General features: G+C 70.9%; 14 protein-coding genes and 2 pseudogenes. 8 read left to right on the top strand and 8 right to left on the bottom strand.

Annotated features, from left to right (window positions below; genetic code table 11):
- Window positions 1-112 precede the first annotated feature (112 nt).
- Both SNOUR_RS39125 and SNOUR_RS39120 read right to left on the bottom strand, forming a co-directional pair.
- Window positions 113-544, bottom strand: a complete 432-nt coding sequence (locus SNOUR_RS39125) for a GNAT family N-acetyltransferase (protein ID WP_067356790.1) — start codon at window positions 542-544, stop codon at window positions 113-115.
- An 88-nt stretch (window positions 545-632) separates the two neighbouring features.
- Window positions 633-1193: a TetR/AcrR family transcriptional regulator gene (locus SNOUR_RS39120; protein WP_067356787.1), complete on the bottom strand. Its 561-nt coding sequence runs from the start codon at window positions 1191-1193 to the stop codon at window positions 633-635.
- A gap of 102 nt (window positions 1194-1295) precedes the next feature.
- Between SNOUR_RS39120 and SNOUR_RS39115 the strand changes: the two genes are divergently transcribed.
- Window positions 1296-1898: a DUF2867 domain-containing protein gene (locus tag SNOUR_RS39115; RefSeq protein WP_067356784.1), complete on the top strand. Its 603-nt coding sequence runs from the start codon at window positions 1296-1298 to the stop codon at window positions 1896-1898.
- A 163-nt stretch (window positions 1899-2061) separates the two neighbouring features.
- On the opposite strand, the gene SNOUR_RS46675 is transcribed toward SNOUR_RS39115, so the two are convergent.
- The 3 genes from SNOUR_RS46675 to SNOUR_RS39105 form a co-directional block, all read right to left on the bottom strand.
- Window positions 2062-2235: a hypothetical protein gene (locus SNOUR_RS46675; RefSeq protein ID WP_159426017.1), complete on the bottom strand. Its 174-nt coding sequence runs from the start codon at window positions 2233-2235 to the stop codon at window positions 2062-2064.
- Between the two features lie 422 nt (window positions 2236-2657).
- Window positions 2658-3785 carry an NADH:flavin oxidoreductase gene (locus SNOUR_RS39110; protein ID WP_067356780.1) on the bottom strand — a complete coding sequence of 376 codons (1128 nt, stop codon included), beginning with the start codon at window positions 3783-3785 and terminating at the stop codon, window positions 2658-2660.
- A 161-nt stretch (window positions 3786-3946) separates the two neighbouring features.
- Window positions 3947-6046: an MFS transporter gene (locus SNOUR_RS39105; protein WP_079143183.1), complete on the bottom strand. Its 2100-nt coding sequence runs from the start codon at window positions 6044-6046 to the stop codon at window positions 3947-3949.
- Between the two features lie 137 nt (window positions 6047-6183).
- On the opposite strand from SNOUR_RS39105, the gene SNOUR_RS39100 reads away from it, so the two are divergent.
- Window positions 6184-6621, top strand: a complete 438-nt coding sequence (locus SNOUR_RS39100) for a MarR family winged helix-turn-helix transcriptional regulator (RefSeq protein ID WP_039639424.1) — start codon at window positions 6184-6186, stop codon at window positions 6619-6621.
- Between the two features lie 100 nt (window positions 6622-6721).
- Here SNOUR_RS39100 and SNOUR_RS39095 read toward each other — a convergent pair whose 3' ends face one another.
- The gene (locus SNOUR_RS39095) at window positions 6722-8473 is read right to left on the bottom strand and encodes a serine/threonine-protein kinase (protein ID WP_067356777.1); all 1752 of its coding nucleotides are present in this window, start codon (window positions 8471-8473) and stop codon (window positions 6722-6724) included.
- Between the two features lie 591 nt (window positions 8474-9064).
- Window positions 9065-9226 carry a hypothetical protein gene (locus SNOUR_RS46670; RefSeq protein ID WP_159426016.1) on the bottom strand — a complete coding sequence of 54 codons (162 nt, stop codon included), beginning with the start codon at window positions 9224-9226 and terminating at the stop codon, window positions 9065-9067.
- A gap of 327 nt (window positions 9227-9553) precedes the next feature.
- On the opposite strand from SNOUR_RS46670, the pseudogene SNOUR_RS49345 reads away from it, so the two are divergent.
- From SNOUR_RS49345 to SNOUR_RS39075, 5 genes and pseudogenes are all read left to right on the top strand, one after another.
- A pseudogene (locus tag SNOUR_RS49345) lies at window positions 9554-10321 on the top strand (LamG domain-containing protein); the annotation flags it as partial.
- A 67-nt stretch (window positions 10322-10388) separates the two neighbouring features.
- Window positions 10389-11216 (top strand): RICIN domain-containing protein, encoded by an 828-nt coding sequence (locus SNOUR_RS48765; RefSeq protein WP_067356774.1) that lies wholly within the window; start codon window positions 10389-10391, stop codon window positions 11214-11216.
- Window positions 11161-11700, top strand: coding sequence for a hypothetical protein (locus SNOUR_RS39085; RefSeq protein WP_067356771.1), 540 nt, complete (start codon window positions 11161-11163; stop codon window positions 11698-11700). The genes SNOUR_RS48765 and SNOUR_RS39085 overlap by 56 nt, the downstream gene beginning before the upstream one ends.
- A gap of 447 nt (window positions 11701-12147) precedes the next feature.
- Window positions 12148-13134: an MsnO8 family LLM class oxidoreductase gene (locus SNOUR_RS39080; RefSeq protein WP_067356768.1), complete on the top strand. Its 987-nt coding sequence runs from the start codon at window positions 12148-12150 to the stop codon at window positions 13132-13134.
- A gap of 99 nt (window positions 13135-13233) precedes the next feature.
- Window positions 13234-14364: pseudogene (locus SNOUR_RS39075) on the top strand (alpha-hydroxy acid oxidase).
- 165 nt (window positions 14365-14529) lie between these two features.
- Here SNOUR_RS39075 and SNOUR_RS39070 read toward each other — a convergent pair.
- Window positions 14530-16749, bottom strand: coding sequence for an HAD-IIB family hydrolase (locus SNOUR_RS39070; protein ID WP_067356765.1), 2220 nt, complete (start codon window positions 16747-16749; stop codon window positions 14530-14532).
- Window positions 16750-17407: 658 nt separating this feature from the next.
- Here SNOUR_RS39070 and SNOUR_RS39065 point away from each other — a divergent pair.
- Window positions 17408-18397 carry a terpene synthase family protein gene (locus SNOUR_RS39065; RefSeq protein WP_067356763.1) on the top strand — a complete coding sequence of 330 codons (990 nt, stop codon included), beginning with the start codon at window positions 17408-17410 and terminating at the stop codon, window positions 18395-18397.
- The last annotated feature ends 1 nt before the right edge of the window (window position 18398 follow it).

Below are 18398 nucleotides of genomic sequence, written 5' to 3'. Positions count from 1 at the left end.
GCGGCGTGGAACGTCCTTGATGCGGTGGGCGGCGTCCGCCTCCCGGCAGCAGGGCGACCGACCTCCGGGACCGGCCGCCCTGCCTGGTGCGGCGCATCCGGGCACGGAGCCGTCAACTCGCGCCCATCAGGCGGTACATGCCGATCGAGTCGTGCCTGGCGGTGTCCGCGAAGCCGAACTTCTCGTAGAGGAAGCGCGCGGGCCCGTCCGCGATCAGCGAGACATAGGCGGTGGCGGGCGCCCGGCACTCCAGTTCCTCGGTGAGTGCGGCCATGATGCGTCTGCCGAGGCCACGCCCCTGATGCGCGGGATGCACACAGATGTCGACGATCTGGAAGGCGGTGCCACCGTCACCGACGATCCGCCCCATGCCGATGGGCTTGCCCTCGTGGTGGAGGACCACCCCGTACCACGTGTTGGGCAGGGCGAGCGCCACCGCCTCGGGGGCTTTGTCGGAGAGCCCGGCATCGTTCCGCAGCTGACGGAAGACCTCGACGGAGGGCACTCCCACCCGCAACTCGTAAGGGTCGTTTACGCTATCCATGCATTACACGCTACAAGGTGCACGGCGACCTGCCCACGGCCCGATGCCCACCCGCTTCGGCGCGGCCCGGACATCCCGATGGCCGGCCCTAAGCCAACAGCCGCTGCCTGATCAGCTCCATCACTTCCGCGCGACTGCGCCGGCCGTTGTCGGCGGCGTAGAAGTGGTTGCCGATGCGCACCGAGACGGAGATCAGACAGCGGATCTCGACCTCGTCCTCGTCGGGGCAGAAGGAAGAGAACAGCGAACGCAGGTAGTCCATACGGCGATTGTCGACGCGGCGCAGGCGCTCGGCGACGGCCGGGTCGCGGCGGGCCCAGTCACGGATCGCTATGTCGGCGGTGGTGCCCCGCACCGGCCCGTCAGCGGCGGCGGCGACGATGCCGAACAGTCGCGCCAGCCTGGCCCTGGCGCCTCCCCCGCCGCTCTCGACCTGCTCGATCACGCTCTCGGTGACCTCGTACTCCCAGGTGTCGAGCATTTCGGTGAGCAGCGCGTCCCGATTGCGGAAGTATCCGTAGAAGCCGCCCTTGCTGACGCCGAGTGCCTGCGCCAGCGCCTCGATCCGGACCGCTTCGGGGCCGCCTGCGACGAGTGCGCGCAGCCCTTCCTCGATCCACTTGCCCCGTGGCGTGCGGGTCGCGCCCATGATGTGTGCCTCCTCACGTCCCCACCGAATATACGGGGGCGTATAGATGGATCTACGCTCGATCTATACGCCACCGTATAGATCACGGACAGGGGTCTGCTCATGCGACTTCCCCGCACTGCCCACACCGACCGCCCCTGGCGGGTCCACGAGATCGCCGACGACTTCACGGTGGAGGACGTATGGGCGCTGCCCACCCCCGGCGGCCCCGACGACCTCGCCTGGCTGGTCCGCCAGATCGCCGAAGGACTCATCGGCGGGGTGAAGGGAGAAGGTCTCGTCTCCCGCACGCTCTTCGCCGTCCGCTGGAAGCTCGGAGCACTGCTCGGCTGGGACACGGCCGGCAACGGCATCGGCACCCGACTGCCCTCTCTGCGTGACCGGATGCCGGCGGACCTTCGCCAGGGTCCCCAGGGCCCCGACCTCGGCTCCTCCCCGTTCACCTCCCTCTATCAGCGGGACGACGAGTGGGCGGCCGAGATGGCCAACAAGACCGTGCACGCGGTGATGCACATCGGCTGGGTCCCGGACGGATCCGGCGGCTACCGCGGCCAGATGGCCGTCCTGGTGAAGCCGAACGGGCCGTTCGGAACCCTCTACATGGCCGCCATCAAACCCTTCCGCCACCTCGGGGTGTACCCGGCGCTGATGCGCTCCATCGGCCGCGAGTGGCAGACGAACGCCTCCCGCCGGCGCACGCACTGACGCCGACGGGGTCCCGCCAGGCGCAGAACGAGTGCCGCATCAGGAAGCCTTTGCCCCGTAGCGACGTGACACGCCGTTCGGATGCCGATCCGGACGGCGTGCGGCCGCCAGGGTGTCCGGGGCTGGAGTTCCGCACCGGACGCCTTGACCCATCGGACAGTCTCTAGCGTCGAGAAAGCCGCCGGCGTACCGCTTGGACCGCTGCCATGACCGGCAGCAGCAGGAAGGTCAGGGCCCCGACACCCGCCGTCATCGCCAACAGCACCGCCCCACCGCCACCGACATCGTCCTCACGGGCGACCACCCGCGGATCGTCCGCCTGGTACCGGACGGTCATGTGGTCGCCGGCACTTCTCTTGCCGCCGCTCTCACGTGGCGTTTCGTTCGCGTACGGGCGTGTGACCGGCTCTGACGCTCGCGCCAGAAGGCATGACGTGCCAATGCCGCTTGCCTCGGACGCCCCAGAGGCAGCACGGGGCACATCAGGCTTCCGACGGCATTTCGCGATCCGCCCTGAACCCGGCCGGCGCTTCGGTGCTGAACTCGGTTCCGCGATACGTGACTTGGACCCTGGTTCGGGTCGCCCGACGGCACACACCGTGGCCGGGCGTGGTCGCGGCATGCGTCGGAACGACAGCAGGGCACCGGTGAGATCACCGGTGCCCTGCGTCATGCGCGGCCGTCATGTCTGCCGCCGTGGCGTCGTCCACGGAAGGCGTTCGCGCGGATCACCTCCCGTGGAGGGCCCGGCCGGCGCGCTTAGCTCAGCGTCTTCAGCGCCGCCGCGTCATACGGGTGCAGTTCGTCGAAGCGGCCCGCCAGGATCTTCGCCGCCCACTCCGGGTCCTGGAGCAGGGCGCGGCCGACGGCGACCAGGTCGAACTCGTCGCGCTCCATGCGGTCGAGGAGGTTGTCGATGCTGCCGACCGCGGCGCCCTCACCTGCGAACGCACGGAGGAAGTCGCCGTCGAGGCCGACCGAGCCGACGGTGATGGTGGGCCTGCCGGTGAGCTTCTTGGTCCAGCCCGCCAGGTTCAGGTCCGAGTCGTCGAACTCCGGCAGCCAGTAGCGCCGGGTGGAGGCGTGGAAGGCGTCGACGCCGGCCGCGGCGAGCGGGGCCAGGATCGCCTCCAGCTCCTCCGGGGTCTCGGCGAGCCTCGCGTCGTATGCCTCCTGCTTCCACTGCGAGTAACGGAAGATCACCGGGAACTCGGCCGAGACGCTCTCGCGGACCGCGGCCACGATCTCGGCCGCGAACTTCGTACGGGCCACCGGATCGCCGCCGTAGGCGTCGGTACGGCGGTTCGTGCCGGCCCACAGGAACTGGTCGAGGAGGTAGCCGTGGGCGCCGTGCAGTTCGACGCCGTCGAAGCCGATCCGCTCGGCGGCCACGGCGGCCTCGACGAAGGCGCCGACGACATCGTCCAGGTCGCCCCGGGTCATCGCCTTGCCGGCGCCCTCGGTGCCGTCGACGCGGATGCCGGAGGGGCCGACGGCAGGGGCGTCGGCGTAGGGCGGCTCGCCCTGCTTGCGCACCATGCCGATGTGCCACAGCTGCGGCACGATCGTGCCGCCCGCCTCGTGCACGGCCTCGGCGACCTTCGCCCACCCCGCCAGCTGCTCCTCACCGTGGAAGCGGGGCACCCGGTCGCTCTGTCCCGCGGACTCGTGGCCGACGTAGGTCCCCTCGGTGACGATCAGGCCCACGCCCGCGGCGGCACGACGGGCGTAGTACGAGCGCACGTCATCGCCGGGCACGCCGCCCGGGGAGAACGTCCGCGTCATCGGCGCCATCACGATGCGGTTCGGGACGGTCAGGCCGTTCAGCGCGACCGGCCGGGAGAGTATCTCGGCCGCGCGGGAGGCGGAGGATGTGGAGACGGTCATCGGGATGCTCCTTGTGCGTATCAGTGGCTGTCAGCAGGTATTGGTGGGTATTGGTAGGTATGCGCCAGGTGGGGCGACGGGACGCGGGGGCGAGCGTGCGGGCGGTGGCATCGCACCGGTACGGCGAGTACGGCGAGTTGCCCTGTGATCCCGGAGACGGCCTAGGGATGCACCAGGTGCACGTCGAAGCCGTCCGTGCCGTGGCCCTCGACGGCCAGCGGCGACGCCACGGGCGGGTAGCCGCTGGCGATGAGCGAGTAGTCGCCCGCGGTCACGTCGGTGAAGGCGTACGAGCCCCCGGCGTCGGTGAGGGTGGTGCGCACGACGTTCCCCGCGGCGTCGACCAACGTCAGTCGGGCATCGGGCAGCGGACGGCCGCTCTCTCCGGCACTCACGGTGCCCCGCACCTGCGCACCGGCCGCTCCTGCGGCGCGGGGAAGCCTGATGCCGTACGCGACCGGGGTGGCCCCCGCCGTGACGGGGACGGCCTGCGGCTGGTGGCCGTCGGCGGCAGCGATCAGGACATACGGGCCACCGGCTGGGGCGTGCAGGGCGTACCGGCCGTCGGGGCGGGAGAGCGTGCGGCCCACCTGCTGGCCGTCCGGCGCGATGAGGGTGAGGGCGGCACCGCCCAGCACCTCGCCGGCGGCGTCCCGAACCAGGCCGTGGAACCCGGCCCCGGCCGGAACGGCATCGGCCAGGACGGCGTCGGCCGGGACGGCATCGTCCTGGACCGCGGACCCCGCGGCCCGATCGGCAACGGCCGTTTCCGCATGCGGAGTTGACGAGCTGCTCGCACGTGCCGGATCCGCCTCGGCCGCCCGGGGGTCGCGCGGTGCGCGCAGGCCGAGCCAGCTGATCACCGCGACCAGCACGAATGCGACGGCCCCGATTCCGAAGGTGAGGGTGAAGCCGGATTCGGCGGGCAGTGGCGGAACGCCCGCCGGCAGGTGCTCGATCGTCCTGGACGCCAGGATGGTGGTGACGATGGCGCTGCCGATCGCGCTGCCGGTGGAGCGGGATATCGAGTTGATGCCGTTGGCGATGCCGCTTTGGTGGTGCGGGACGCTCGCCATGATGACGGCGGGCATGGCGGCGTAGCCGAAGCTGACGGCCGCACCGGTCAGGAGGCCGGCGCCGATCACCGAGGCGGTGTGGGCGTGGTCCAGGGCCAGCCAGCCGAAGCCGATGCTTCCGCATACGGCGGCCATGCCGAGCGCGAGCCGGGGGCCGCGATGGCGGACGAGCCGGCCACCGACGGGCGAGGCGAGCAGCGAGATGATCGCTCCGGGCAGCAGGAACTGGACGGACGCGCGCAGGATGGACGCGTCGAAGCCGAAGCCGGTGAGCGCCTTGGGCATCTGTACGAGGTAGGAGACACCGAGGAAGTTCGCGAACATGCCGAAGCCGACGAGGATGCCCGCGAGGTTGGCCATCAGGACCGGACGGTGGATGAACATCCGCATGTCGACGAGCGGTTCGCGGACCTTGAGCTCGGTCAGGACCCAGACCGCGATCATGACGGCCGCGCCGGCGAAGGCGCCCAGCGTACGACCGGAGGCCCAGCCCCACTCGTGCCCCTGGGAGATCGGCAGCAGGAGCAGCAGCAGGGCTGCGCCGAGGGTGAGGGCACCGAGGAAGTCCGTGCGTCCGCCGCTCTTGTGCCGGGTCGCCGGGACCAGGAAGACGACGGCGAGCAGGGCGAGGACCGCGAAGCCGGTGGCCATCCAGAAGGCGTTGCGGTAGTCCGCGTCCGCCCCGGAGGTGAGCAGGCCGGTGGCGACGAGCGCGAGCCCGCTGCCGAACGCGAGGGTGCCGCTGACCAGGGCCATGGCGCCGGGCAGCTTCTGCGGCCGGACCTCTTCCCGTAGCACGGAGAGGGCCAGTGGGAAGATCGCGGTGGCGGCTCCCTGGAGCACCCGACCCAGGATCAGCAGCGGCAGCGAGCCCGCGACCGCGGCGATGACGGAGCCGACGACCATGACGACGAGCACGGCCACCAGGGTGGGCTTCTTGCCGTGCTGATCGCCGAAGCGGCCGAGCAGCGGGGTGCAGACGGCGGCGGACAACAGGGTGGCGGTCGTCACCCAGCTGACATCGGCGGCCGAGGCTCCGAGGTCGTTTCGGATCAGGCCCAGGATCGGGACGGGCAGGGTCTGCATCATCGACACGACCATGGCGGCAAGGCTCAGGGCGAAGACGATGATCGTCTCGTTCCGCTGCCCGGCGGCGGGGGCGGGGGCGGATACGACGTGGCTCATAGCTGGCGGGACCTTCTCAGTGCTTCAGCTCATAGATATTTCAGGTCATCAAGCGTTTCCGTAGACGGTAGACCTCAATAGTTCAGGCAGTCAAGTAAACAATTGATGATGTGAAGCATCTTGAGTACGCTCCCACCATGAGTGCCACCGCCCCACAGGCCCCGACCAAGCTCCAGCTGCTGGAGCTGCTCGCCGCCATCGGCACCGCTCAGTGGCGTGACTTCGCGACCACCGCGGCCCACCACGGCCTCACCGCCACCCAGGCCAAGGTCCTCGCCCAGCTCGACGACCCGCTGCCGATGCGCGGCCTCGCTGCCGTCCTGGCGTGCGACGCGTCGAACGTCACGGGGATCGTGGACCGTCTGGAGGCCCGCGCGCTGGTCCGCCGTGCGGCCGACCCCGCGGACCGACGGGTGAAGAACGTCGTCGCGACCGACGCGGGCCGCGAGATCATCCGCCGTGTGCGCGAGGAGATGCAGGAGACGCACGGCGCCCTCGACGCCCTGAGCGACGTCGAGAGCACGACGCTCTACGCCCTGCTGGACCGCTTGCGCCCAGCGGCGGAGAGCACCTGACGACCCGCCGACGATCTCCCGTTCCCGTCCCCACTCGGGCGCGGAATTTCATGCCCGACAGCCTCGATGAGCGCAGGGTGCCCCCGCCCGCGTCAGAGACTCAGCGCCCGATCGGCGCGAATGCGTCAGTGACCTTGTCGAAGACGGGGCGGTAGGTGTCCCACTCGGTTTCCGGCGCCGAGAGGTAGATGTCGTACTCCCGGCCGCCCTCGCGGCCGAAGCCGAGCTTGATGCCGCGGTACGAGCGTGCCCGCCCCTGGAACGTGAACTCCCACACGACGGCCGGCTGCCCCCGGAACGCGGTCTGCTGCATGCGCAGCCTCCGGTACACGTGGTAGTTGACCTTGGTGTTGGTCTCCATGTCCGTGAAGTGCGGCATGGGGTTCGAACCGGCGGGCTCCACCATCCCCACCGTGAGGCCGGCCCGGCCCGACTTGTCGCCGTAGGTGACGGACTCGCCCGACTGCTTGATGATCTTCCAGTCGTCCGGCACACGGAAGGCGGCGCCGATCCCACTGACCTGGTGGAAACCTTCGGGCATGGGCGGTGGCGCGGACGAGGACGCGACCGCTGAGGGGTCCTTCGGGACGCCGGCGGCGGGTGTGTCAGTACCCCGGTCGGAGGTCGCGTAGAGCGCACCCGTGATGGCCGTGGCCGCTGCCGTCACGGTGACGGTGGTCGTGACGAGAACGCGGCGTCTGCCGCCCCGCCGCCGGTCCCCGCCGCCATCGATCCGGGCGGGGTCGCTCGGCACCGTCTCGTCCTCCGTGCCCGAGGGCCGAGCCGGGACCTTGCCGTCCTGGCCGACGGACGGGCCCGCAGCGGAATCCGGGGACGAGGCCACGGCCGGTCCGGTCACCCCGGTCACCGTGGTCGGCCCAGGCACGGCCGTCGGCCCAGTCACGGTGGTCGTCCCAGGCGCCACGGTCGGCCCAGTCACCGCGGTCGGTACGGACGGTGCGGTCGGGGCGGCCGATTCCCCGAATCGTGCGGACCGCAGGGCCCGTCCGGTCTGCTCCGCCGACGGCCGTTCGTCCGGATCCTTGGACAGCAAGGCCGAGATGAGCGGTTCCAGTGGACCGGCCCGCCTCATGGGCTCCAGCGGGTCGACGGCGATGGCGTACGCGGCCTCCATCGCGGTGGGCCGGTGGAACGGCGGCCGACCCTCCACCGCCTGATACAGCGTCGCGCCCAGTGCCCACAGGTCCGAAGCCGGTCCGGGCTTCCGCCCGCGTATGCGTTCCGGCGCCATGTAGAGGATGGACCCCACCATCTCGCCGGTCTTGGTCAGGGTCGAGGCGTCGGCGGTCATCGCGATGCCGAAGTCGGTGAGCACCACCCGGCCCTCGGCACCGAGCATGACGTTGCCCGGCTTGACGTCGCGATGCAGTACGCCCGCGGCGTGCGCGGCCCTCAGGGCGGCGACCATGGCCAACCCGATGCGGGCCGCCTCCGCCGGCGGAATGGTTCCGTGCCGCCCGAGGAGATCGCTGAGCGTGACGGCCGGCACATACTCCATGACGATGCAGGGTTGGCCCGCGTCGTCCACGACGTCGTGGACCACGACCACGTTGGGATGCACGATCCGGGCGGCACTGCGCGCCTCACGGCGCATCCGCTCGTAGAGCGTGGCGAGCTCGTCGTCGGACATCTGCGGTTGCGCGTGCAGCCGCTTCAGCGCCACCTGGCGGCCCAGGACCTCGTCCTGCACCCGCCACACCGTGCCCATGCCGCCACGGCCGATCCGCTCGATGAGCCGATAGCGTCCGGCGATGAGCCGCCCCTCGTCCGACACTGCCTGCCCTCCGCCGGATCTGCCACTTTCACGTCGTCGCAGTCGTCGTCTCACCATATCTGCCGTACGCCGTGCTTCCTCAAGAGCCAGGCAGGCTGACTGCGGCACCCGCTGACGCACGTCGCGGACGAATGCTGCGCTGCCGATGCAGACGTCAAATGGGGCGTGGCCGTTGCCTCGGTCCGCGGAAAATGCGTCCGAGCGGCGTCCGGACAACCGACCTGACAACCGAACGGCCGGCGGCGGCCCACGGCCCGCCGGGCCGCCGGGACCGGACGGGCTCGGCCAGCGGCACACCGTCCGCCTCGCCCGCCGCAGGGGATCTGATTCCCGGCGGTGGCGCAATACCTTCCTTGACGGTCCGGTCGCTTCGGCAAATCGTGCGATCGCTGCGCCTGCGGGGAAGCGGCGCAGGTCAGCGGGGGTTTCCTCGCTGCTTCACATGATCCTTCTCTTAGGAGAGTTCTGCCCTTGTCCGGCGAACGGCACCTGCTCAAGGTCTACAGCGACCGCACTTACGTACACGCCACCACCGTGCGCCACCAGGGCACCACGGTGGCCCTCGCGATGGACGACCAACGGCGCCTGGTCTACACGGTTCTCGATCTTGCGCACCATGATGAGGCCAAGGGGCGAACTGGATGCCGCCTACTGGTCGGAGAACCCGCTGCCGCTGCGCTTCCCTTCCGAGATCACGGACACCGGGTTCGCCGTCGCCGGGGCCACCTCGTTACCCGTGGTGAAGAACGGCCGGCGTTCGGAGGCGGCCGCGGGCGAGCGGCTGAACGAGGAGGAAGTGGACCCGGTCATCCACCACGGCGAGGCTCACGGCCGCCGCACCCTTCCACGCCCTCTCGGACGGTACGCACCTCGTCGTGCTGCGCCAGTCCATCGGCGCGGACCACCTCGACGCGGTCCACAAGCTGGCCGGCGGCGGATCCTCCGGCGATCCGGAGCGCGACGACTACGTCACCGACCGCGCGGGCGCCAAGGTGCCGCTGGTCGCGGACACCCTCCCTGTGCGACCGGTTCCTGCTCGTCGGCGGGGAGCCCAAGCCCGTCCTGGAGGCCCGCTACCGTCGCAGCCGGCACAGGACCCGGCCGGACTCGGCCAAGGACAGCCTGGGCACGACCGACATGGAAGGCCGCCCCTTCCACGAGCCCACACAGGAACTGTCCTTCGTCCGCCACCTGACCGGTGGGCACTTCACCGCCCTGCTGGTGCCCACCGCCGTCCACGGGCGCCAACGCTGGCAGGTCTTCGCGCACAACGACGCCACGGGCCGCATCGACTCCTTCAACATCGAACAGGGCCACGACGGCTTGTTCAACCTCCAGGGCACCCAGGCATGGACCAGTCCGGACCCGGCCCACCAGGACGCGGTCTATGAACCGGCCCCCGGCACCTGCCCGTTCACCGGGATGCCCCTGATACCCGTCGTGAGCACCGAAGGCCATGCGGAGACCGCGCTGGCGTTCGGCGAGGGCGACGCCCATGTGCGCGTCGCCGAGGGGCCCGGGCTCGCCGGCCGTGACTTCACGGTCGAGTTCTGGGCGCGGCGCACCGAGACCGACCGCGAGGAGTATCTCGTGGGGCACGGCGACGCCACGGGCACTCCACGCAACTCCCTGCACATGGGCTTCCGGGCCGACAGCCGGTTCACCTTCTCCTTCTCCAACGACGACTTCGACACCGACGTACGGGGCGACGACACCGCCTGGCACCACTGGGCCTGCGTCTTCGAGCACGCCACGCGCCGCCAGACCGTCTACCGCGACGGTACCGAGGTCGGCACCCGTACCGCGGACGGCGCCTACGCCGGCGCCGGCCCGCTGCTGCCGGGCAAGGCCCTGTGGTTCGGCAGCGCCCGGGCGGAGTTGGACGAGGTCCGGATCTGGGGCCGCGTCCGCACCCGACCCCCGGACCGGCACGGCGACCGACGAGGCGTATCTCGCCACGGTCGACTTCGGCGTGGGGCGCGACGGACGGCGCGCGCAGATCCCCGACGAGCTCGAACTGCCGGTGCTCGCCGCGCCGGACGGCAGCGCCGACGTCGAGACCATCAGCGAACTGGACGGCCGGATAATGCAGTTGGTCCAGGACATCGCGGCCAAGGAGGGCGAGGTCGCCGGCCTCGCCCGGCAGACCGCCGACGTGCCGGAGCCGGAGCGGCTGCGCGAGGCGTACCACGAGCGGTCGCAGGACCTCGGCGGCTGGGCGTTCCGGCTGCGTTTCAAGAACGCTCGGGACGGCAAGCCGCAGTACCTCGCGGTGCGGGGCGACGGACAAGGACAGGGCAGCTACCCACCGCCGATCCGGACCGCCGACCAGGACGCGAAGTCGGCGCTGTGGACCCTCCAGATGCCGCCCGGCTCCAGCTGGAACGGCTCCATGCTCTACAACGTGCTCAACCTCCACACCGGCAAGGACATGAACGTCTCCGGCGCGAGCCGGGACAACGACGGTGAACTCATCATCTACCAACGGGAGTCCGGCGCCCGGAACAGCCTCTTCGGCATCTACGACCGCGGCGACGGCTACAGCACCCTGGTCAACCGGAACAGCGAGAAGACCGTCTGCGCGCCCGATCGGCTGGACGATCGCGTCGTCCAGTACGACTCGGCCACGGTCACCGAGTCCGGCGAGGGCCTGGTCGCCTTCGAGCGGGTCCGTCTGCACGACCTCGGGCACCCCGACATCCGCGACGCGGGCAAGCGGGTGGAGGCGCTCGACGCCCAGCTCCTTGAGCACCTCCGGCGCCCTGCTGGCCTTCGCCCGGCTCGCCGTCGTCCGCAATAGCGGGCGGTCGATGCAGGAACGCAAGGGCAGCAAGGAGATCACCGCGGCCGGCCCCGACGGCAAGCCCGTCAGGCAGAACATCGAGCTGGTGGAGTCGGTCGACGTCCAGGAGTGGCAGGACATCCGGTTCGTCATCGACGGCGACGAAGCCGGCACCGCCCGGTACGAGGGCCAGGCCCGTCAGTCGGACCGCAAGCCGCCGTGCTGGCGGGTGATGCACCGCGTCACCTTCGTCAGCCGGCTCCTGCCGCCCGTACCGCCCGCCGGCGCCCCGCCGCTGGAGCGCACCATGCGGGAGCTCGACGTGGAGAGCAACTACGAACTCATCCGCCGTCTCGACCCGTACGTCAAGGCCGCGGCCACCGGTCGCGACGAACTCGCCGAGGCCGTGTGCACCGCCCTGTCCGCGCACCTGCCCGAGCTGCTGCCGCACGCGGAGGAGGTGACCGGGTTCCTCGCGCAGTACTACGGCGTGGAGGGCTGACACCCACGTGACTGCGCGGTGCCGGGGCGGGACTGTCACGCCCGCCCCGGCACCGGCCGAGCCGGCGCACTCGTCCGGCAACAGGGGAACCGCACGGCATCGCCTTCCGGCACGGCAGTGGCGGGACGGCGTGCGCTACCGCGTGCTCCGCGACGCGTTCCCCACCGGCCGGGAAGCGTCGGTCGCGGCGTCGAACGGCGCGCCGGGCCGACCACGCCCATCCGTCCGCGGGCATCGAAGGGGCGGCGATGTCGACGGTCGCCAGGTGTCCGTTGAGCGCAAGAGACCGCCCCGGAGCCCCAACGGTCCGCCATAGCACCGACATTGGGACCGTCACCATCGAGAACCTCGCCCTCGTCGCAGTGCCACGCCCCACAAACCGACCTCCGCGGTGCGCGGCATGCGCCTCCAACCCCGCACCGAACAGCCGTTCCCTATGCTGGCGACATGATCGATGTACCGCTTTCAGCGCTGGAAGTCGCAATGGTCCAGTCCGGCACCCGAGCCATGGACACCCTGCGCGACACCACCGCCTTCGCACAGGGACTGGACCGACTGGACTACCACCGGATCTGGTACGCCGAGCACCACCACTCCCCCGCCATCGGCGCGTTCCCGCCCGTCGTCTTGATCGCGCACGCCGCCGCATCGACCTCGACCATCCGGCTCGGATCGGGCGGAGTACTGGCGCCCAACCACGCACCCCTCACCCTCGCGGAACAGTTCGGCACACTGGCCGCCCTGCACCCGGACCGCATCGACCTGGGAGTGGGCCGCGGCCCCGGCACGTTCGACGATGCCACGGCACGGGCGCTGCGCCGCGGAGCCGGCCCGACGACGGATGCGGAGTACCACGACGACGTGGCCGCGATCCTGTCCTTCCTGGTCGACGAAGTCGCCCTCGGCCCGATGCCGGAACCCTGGCTGCTGGCCTCCAGCACCGCGGGCGCGGCCCTCGCCGCGGAACTCGGCCTGCCGATCGCCGTCGCACACCACATCAGGCCGCAGAACACCCAGGCAGTGCTGGAGCGGTACCGTGCCGGTTTCACCCCGTCCCGCTGGTGCGAACAGCCCCGAGTGCTGCTGTGCGTGGAGACGGCGTGCGCCGAGACGGAGGAGGAGGCGGCGTGGCACATCGGGCCGATGAGCGTCGTCAAGGCAGGGCTCCTCAAGGGCATGAGCGAGATCCCCTTCCCCACGCCCGAGGAGGCGGCCGCCCACCCCTTCACGGAAGACGAGCGACAGGCCCTGGCCGGCTTCCGCGCCCAGCAGGCCATCGGGACGCCCGAGAGCGTCGTGGGCCGACTGGCCCAGCTGGCCGGTGAGACCGGAGCAGACGAACTGATGCTGACCACACCCGTCTACGACCTCCGCCACCGTCTCCGTTCCTACGAGCTCATCAGGCAGCACTGCGAGGCCACGGCCACGCGGTAGCACGGCCACGCGGTGCACAGCACAGCTCGACGCCACGGCGTGCCGGCCCGAGCCAACGTCAACGTGGACGTGAGTGTGGGCGTGTAGGTGGACGTGGACATGAGCATCGATATGGACTGGACGTCCAGGATGACGGCTGCTCGGACCGACTGGCCGCTGCGGCCACATCGACCCTCGCGGAGAGGCATCGGAATGCGGTGGATGGACACGTTGGCGCACGAGGCCGAGCAGCGTCCGCCTGCTCCGGTCCTGACCTACTTCCGTCAGGGCGCCGGAGCCGGTCTGTCGGCCGCGGAAGCCGAGGCGCACTGGGACGCACTGCGTCTGCTGCCCCATGTGCTGCGGGACGTCAGCATGGTCTCCACCCGGACCTCGGTGCTGGGATCCGAGGTCGACACACCGGTGCTGGTCGCCCCTACCACGTTGCAGCTTTCGGCACACGAGGAGGGCGAGGTCGCCATGCTGCGCGGTGCCGCCGCCGCGGGATCGCTGGTGTGCGTCTCCAGCAACGCGGGGGTGCCGTTCACGTCCCTGGCGGACTCCGGCCCATGGTGAGTGCAGGCGTATGTGCTGCGCGACAGGCAGCTGACCGTGGAACTGCTGGACCGTGCGCGGCAGGCCGGGGCCACAGCCGTCGTTCTGACCGCGGACACCCCCGTCGTCGGGCAGAAACACAACACCGGCCCGAGCGTGTGGGAGACCGTTCCCCCGGAACATCTCCTGGCCAACGTCGACCGACAAGGCGTAGAGGCCGCGCGGTTGGAGAAGGCGGCCGACCTGACTCCGGCAACCATCGACTGGCTGCGCAGCACCCTCGGTCTTCCGGTGGTGGTCAAGGGGGTGCTGCGCGCGGACGACGCCCGTGAGTGCGTGGCCGCCGGCGCGTCGGCGGTGTGGGTGTCCAACCACGGCGGCCGGCAGTTGGACGGCGCGATCGCGACGGCCCGGGCGCTGCGACCGGTGGCCGACGCCCTGGCGGGCACGGACGCCGAGATCCATGTCGACGGCGGTGTCCGCACGGGGCGGCACGCACTCACCGCCCGCGCTCTGGGCGCCACGGCGGTTTTCGTCGGACGGCCGACGCTCTGGGCGCTGACCGTCGGTGGAGCCGCCGGGGTGCAACGGCTGCTCACCGAGCTCACCGAGCTCACCGCGGAGCTGGCCCGTGCCATGGCCCTGGCAGGCACACCGGATATCCCCTTCCTCACCCGCGGCCTCGTCTCCGGTTGAGCGCCGACGTCCCGCGGCACGGACCTCGTGAAACATCGCCGGCCGCCCCGGCACCCGTCGACTGTGAACCACCGGAAAGCGGTGGGATGTCGGCGCTTCCGAACACCCCACCCTTCCCCATCTCCAGCCGCCCATGCCGTGCCTGGCGCGCCGGAAGCCGGACCGCTATCCGGATGCTTCCTGGTGGGGCCCGCGTGCTCGTTGGATGCCTGCGATGATGCTGCGGGCCCAGGCAGCGGGCGACGGCGTGGTGAGCAGGGCAGCGAGGCCCGCGGTGTGTGCCTCACGCTGGGCGGGAGTCATGTCCAGCGCCTGGCTCAGGGCGTCGACCAGGTCCTGTGGGCTGTGCGGGTCGGTGAGCAGGGCGGCGGCGCCGAAGTGTTCGGCGGCGCCGGCCTCTCGGGACAGGATGAGTGCACCCGAACGTCCGGTGGCGGCCTTGGCGACGATGTACTCCTGCGCGGTGAGGTTCATACCGTCGGCGAGCGAGGTCACCCAGAACACGTCGGCCGCCAGGTAGTGGTCGACGACCTCCGGAAACGGCAGGGAACAGGGGTGGTAGTCGATCGGGGACCAACCGCGCGCCGCGAAGCGGGCGTTGAGCGTGCCGATGGCGTCTTCGAGCTCGGCGCGGGTGGTGTCGTAGGCGTGGATGCCCGGCTCGGGCGGCGGGCAGATCAGGCGGAAACGGAGTCGGCCGCGCAGTTCGGGGCGCGCTTCGAGGAGCGTGGCGATGGCGCGGACCTTCTGCACCGGGGCCTTGGCGTAGTCGAGGCGTTCGACGGACAGGACCAGCAGGGTGCCGTCGTCGCAGGCGGGGCGGAACGGGCGGGAGCGGGCCAGGGTGGCGACGGCCTGGCGGTCGATTCCCAGGGGATGGACGCCGGTGCGCGGCGGGTGGCTGGCGTCGGCGAGGAGGTCCTCGAAGTGACGGGCGGAAGAGGCGGTGTGGAAGCCGGCCCAGTCCAGTTGGGCGAGGGAGGAGCGCAGCTGTTCGGCGACGGGGAGCCGCCGGAAGATGTCCGGGTGGGGGAAGGGCGTGTGGTGGAACAGGCCGATGTGCAGGTCGGGCCGTTGGGACCGGAGGATGCCCGGGACCAGCCAGAGGTTGTAGTCGTGCAGCCAGACCGTCCCTCCGCGTTCCGCGTGCGTACTGAGGTGGCGGGCGAAGTCCTCGTTGAACGCCTCGTAGTCGGCCCACTGGGACGCCGTGTGGCGGATGAGGTGCGGTTGGGACATCAGCGCGGGCCACAGCGTTTCCTTGCACGCGCCGTGGAAGTAGCCCGCCCACCGTCGGGCCGGCACCGGCAGGAACGCCATGGGAAGGTGCGTGGGCGGTTCGGGTGCACCGGTAGGCATACCAGACGGGTCGCCTGTGGGGACACGGGCGGATTCGCCGGCCGATTCGCCGGCTGGGACGCCGCCTGGGACACCTGCCCGATCGTCCTGGACGAGGGCGGCCGCCCAGATCGCGGCGGAGGCGTGTGGGCTGCCGTCGGCGAGGGCGGAGGTCAGGGTCGGGAGGATTCCATTGGGACTCATGGGCCGGTGCCACTCGCCGCGGGTCCAGTGCAGCGGCGGGCGGTGATACCCGATGACCACCGGTGCGGAGTCCCGTACCCACCCGAGGCGTTCCAGGGCGGAGAGAATCGCGGCGGCACCATGGAGTTCCGGCCGGTACACGCGGTCGGTCGTGGGTACTCGGGCGGACAGCCCCGGCTCGGCGTTGCCGACGATTACTCCGTGGGTGCCGAGGCCGAACATCGAGAGGTCGTTGAGGGAGTCGCCGGCCACGAGGATCCGGGTGGTGGGCCACTGGAGTTTGCGGGCCAGCTGGCGGACTGCCGGCCCCTTGCCTGCCTGGGGCGGAAGGACGTCGAAGTAGCGACCGTCGGAGTATGTCCACGAGCAGCCCAAGTCCTCGACGGCTGCCGTGAGATGTTCGGTGAGGTGTCGCGGGGGCAGGTAGTACGAGCAGCGGCCTTCCTGAGCCACGCCGTCTTGGTAGGCGAGCTGCGGGAACCGGCGGGCGAGGGCCGCTCGCACCCGATCGTGGCCCGGCCAGGCCGCACGGAGCTGGGCTTCCAGGACGTCGACGTGGCTCATGTCGGTGGCGTCGACGACGCTCGCCCCGACGTCCGCGATGATCCACCGGGGCGGCGGAACGAGCTGATCGCGGTGGAGCAGGGCCTGGACGGACGACAGGCCGCGGCCGGTCGCGAAGACGACCGTGATCTCCGGGTGACGCTCCAACGCCCGGCGTAATCGCCGCCGGCCGTCCTCGTCGCCTCCCAGCAGGGTGCCGTCCAGGTCGGTCACCAACACCTTGACGTTGGTGTGCGCCGGCTGCACACCGGCGTCGGCATGGCTCGCTCTTTCGGCCATGGGCCCCTCTCGTCATCGGTGTGTTCAAGGTCGGTCGGCCGTGGGGCCTAGCCGCTAAGCATGCCAGGCAGGAGGGCCGGTTCGTCACCCCATCGCGGGCGACGGACGCCACCCCGCCGCCGCCCTCGCAGCCGCGCCGTCGCGTCGTTCGTCGACGGGCAAGTCGACACAGACATGGCGGCGTCGCCGGCCCGGGTGGCCGCCGTCGCTCGGGAAAGGCAGGGGTAGGACCTCGACTGCGCCCGGCTCGCGTGACCGACCCCGGACGGCACACCACCGCCCAGTCCGTTGCGCCGGCGCCGACGTTGCCCGGTGTGCGCGCCGACGCCTGCGCCGTTTGCCTCACCGGGCGGTCGTACGCCCCCCGAACGGGCTTGTCGCACCGGGACACGGCAAGTTGAGTGGTCCATACACCATCACTGGCCTCGTCGGGCTTTCCCAAGGGCGCGCCTTCCATGCAGTCACGCTGTCGCGACGCAATCGCCTTCCGCCGCTACCAGGCACCGGACCCCGTGGAAGCGCACCGCCCGCCCCTCTCAGTCGGCGGGCCAGCCCCATCTGCTCACCCCAAGCCCGCGGGGCCCCTGCACTGCCGTCGGCCGACAGCGCACTCCCGACCGCCTCGCTCGGGTGCTCCCCGTCCGGAAGAAGCAACACCATGCCGCAGGACACCGTGTTCGTCCTCCCGTTTTCGCCGCGCGTCAGCCCCGACGTCGAAGCGGCACGGCACCGCAGCCTTGCCTGGTGCCGCCGCCAGAACCTGGTGACCCACCCCGTTGACGAGCAGCGCTTCCTCCGCTGGGACATCGCCGGGCTGATGGCCACCTGGTGCCCCGGGGCGAGCCGGGACCAGCTGGACCTGACGGTGGACGCGGTCGTGGTGGCCACCTTCCTGGACGATCACATCGACAGTCCCCTGGCCGATCAACCCGACCAAGTCGACGTCGTCTGCCGCGACTTCACCGCTGTCATTGCCTCCCATGGCTCCTCCCCGCCGCACGCCGGTCCGCTGGTCACGGCGTTCGCGGAGGTGTGGCGCCGCCTGGCGCACGGCGCCACACCAGATTGGCTGGAACGCACCGGGCAGCACTGGCGGTGGTACATCGGCGCCTACACGCAGGAGGCCGACAACCGTGCGCACCGCCGCGTCCCGACACGGGCCGAGCACTTCGCCCTGCGCCGCAGGTCGGGCTTCGTCTACGCCATGTTGGACCTCAGTCAGAAGGCATACGGCTTCGAACTCCCCCACCATCTCTACGCCCATCCCGTGCTGCGCCGGATGCTGGACATCACCGCGGACGTCGTGGACACCCTCAACGACGTGCACTCCCTGGAGAAGGAGGAGTCGCGCGGCGATCTCCACAACCTGGTGCTCGTCATCGAGCACGAACAGGGCTGCGACCGGCGCACCAGCATCCGGGAGATCCAACGGATGATCACGTCCTGGTGTGAGGAATTCCGCACCCTGGAGCGCCGACTGACCGCCCCCGGGGCGGGGCAGGACGCCGAGGTCGCGAGCCGGATGGCCGATGCGATGCGCACCGCCATGAGCGGCTACCTGCACTGGAGTCGGACCTGCGCACGGTACTCGCGGCTGGTTCCCCCGGGCGAGTCGGCCCTCGTCACCGATCTCCTCAAGGAGCACTGAC

It is taken from the genome of Streptomyces noursei ATCC 11455, assembly GCF_001704275.1.
Classification (GTDB): domain Bacteria; phylum Actinomycetota; class Actinomycetes; order Streptomycetales; family Streptomycetaceae; genus Streptomyces; species Streptomyces noursei.
This window is presented reverse-complemented; position numbering and strand designations above follow the sequence as displayed.

What these genes read in the sequence shown, in the direction of transcription:
- SNOUR_RS39110 (WP_067356780.1), bottom strand. Translation starts at nt 3,785, where the DNA reads ATGACCGTCTCCACATCCTCCGCCTCCCGCGCGGCCGAGATACTCTCC.
- SNOUR_RS39125 (WP_067356790.1), bottom strand. Translation starts at nt 544, where the DNA reads ATGGATAGCGTAAACGACCCTTACGAGTTGCGGGTGGGAGTGCCCTCC.
- SNOUR_RS39115 (WP_067356784.1), top strand. Translation starts at nt 1,296, where the DNA reads ATGCGACTTCCCCGCACTGCCCACACCGACCGCCCCTGGCGGGTCCAC.
- SNOUR_RS46675 (WP_159426017.1), bottom strand. Translation starts at nt 2,235, where the DNA reads ATGACCGTCCGGTACCAGGCGGACGATCCGCGGGTGGTCGCCCGTGAG.
- SNOUR_RS39065 (WP_067356763.1), top strand. Translation starts at nt 17,408, where the DNA reads ATGCCGCAGGACACCGTGTTCGTCCTCCCGTTTTCGCCGCGCGTCAGC.
- SNOUR_RS39080 (WP_067356768.1), top strand. Translation starts at nt 12,148, where the DNA reads ATGATCGATGTACCGCTTTCAGCGCTGGAAGTCGCAATGGTCCAGTCC.
- SNOUR_RS46670 (WP_159426016.1), bottom strand. Translation starts at nt 9,226, where the DNA reads ATGACCGGGTCCACTTCCTCCTCGTTCAGCCGCTCGCCCGCGGCCGCC.
- SNOUR_RS39100 (WP_039639424.1), top strand. Translation starts at nt 6,184, where the DNA reads ATGAGTGCCACCGCCCCACAGGCCCCGACCAAGCTCCAGCTGCTGGAG.
- SNOUR_RS39105 (WP_079143183.1), bottom strand. Translation starts at nt 6,046, where the DNA reads ATGAGCCACGTCGTATCCGCCCCCGCCCCCGCCGCCGGGCAGCGGAAC.
- SNOUR_RS39070 (WP_067356765.1), bottom strand. Translation starts at nt 16,749, where the DNA reads ATGGCCGAAAGAGCGAGCCATGCCGACGCCGGTGTGCAGCCGGCGCAC.
- SNOUR_RS39095 (WP_067356777.1), bottom strand. Translation starts at nt 8,473, where the DNA reads ATGGTGAGACGACGACTGCGACGACGTGAAAGTGGCAGATCCGGCGGA.
- SNOUR_RS39120 (WP_067356787.1), bottom strand. Translation starts at nt 1,193, where the DNA reads ATGGGCGCGACCCGCACGCCACGGGGCAAGTGGATCGAGGAAGGGCTG.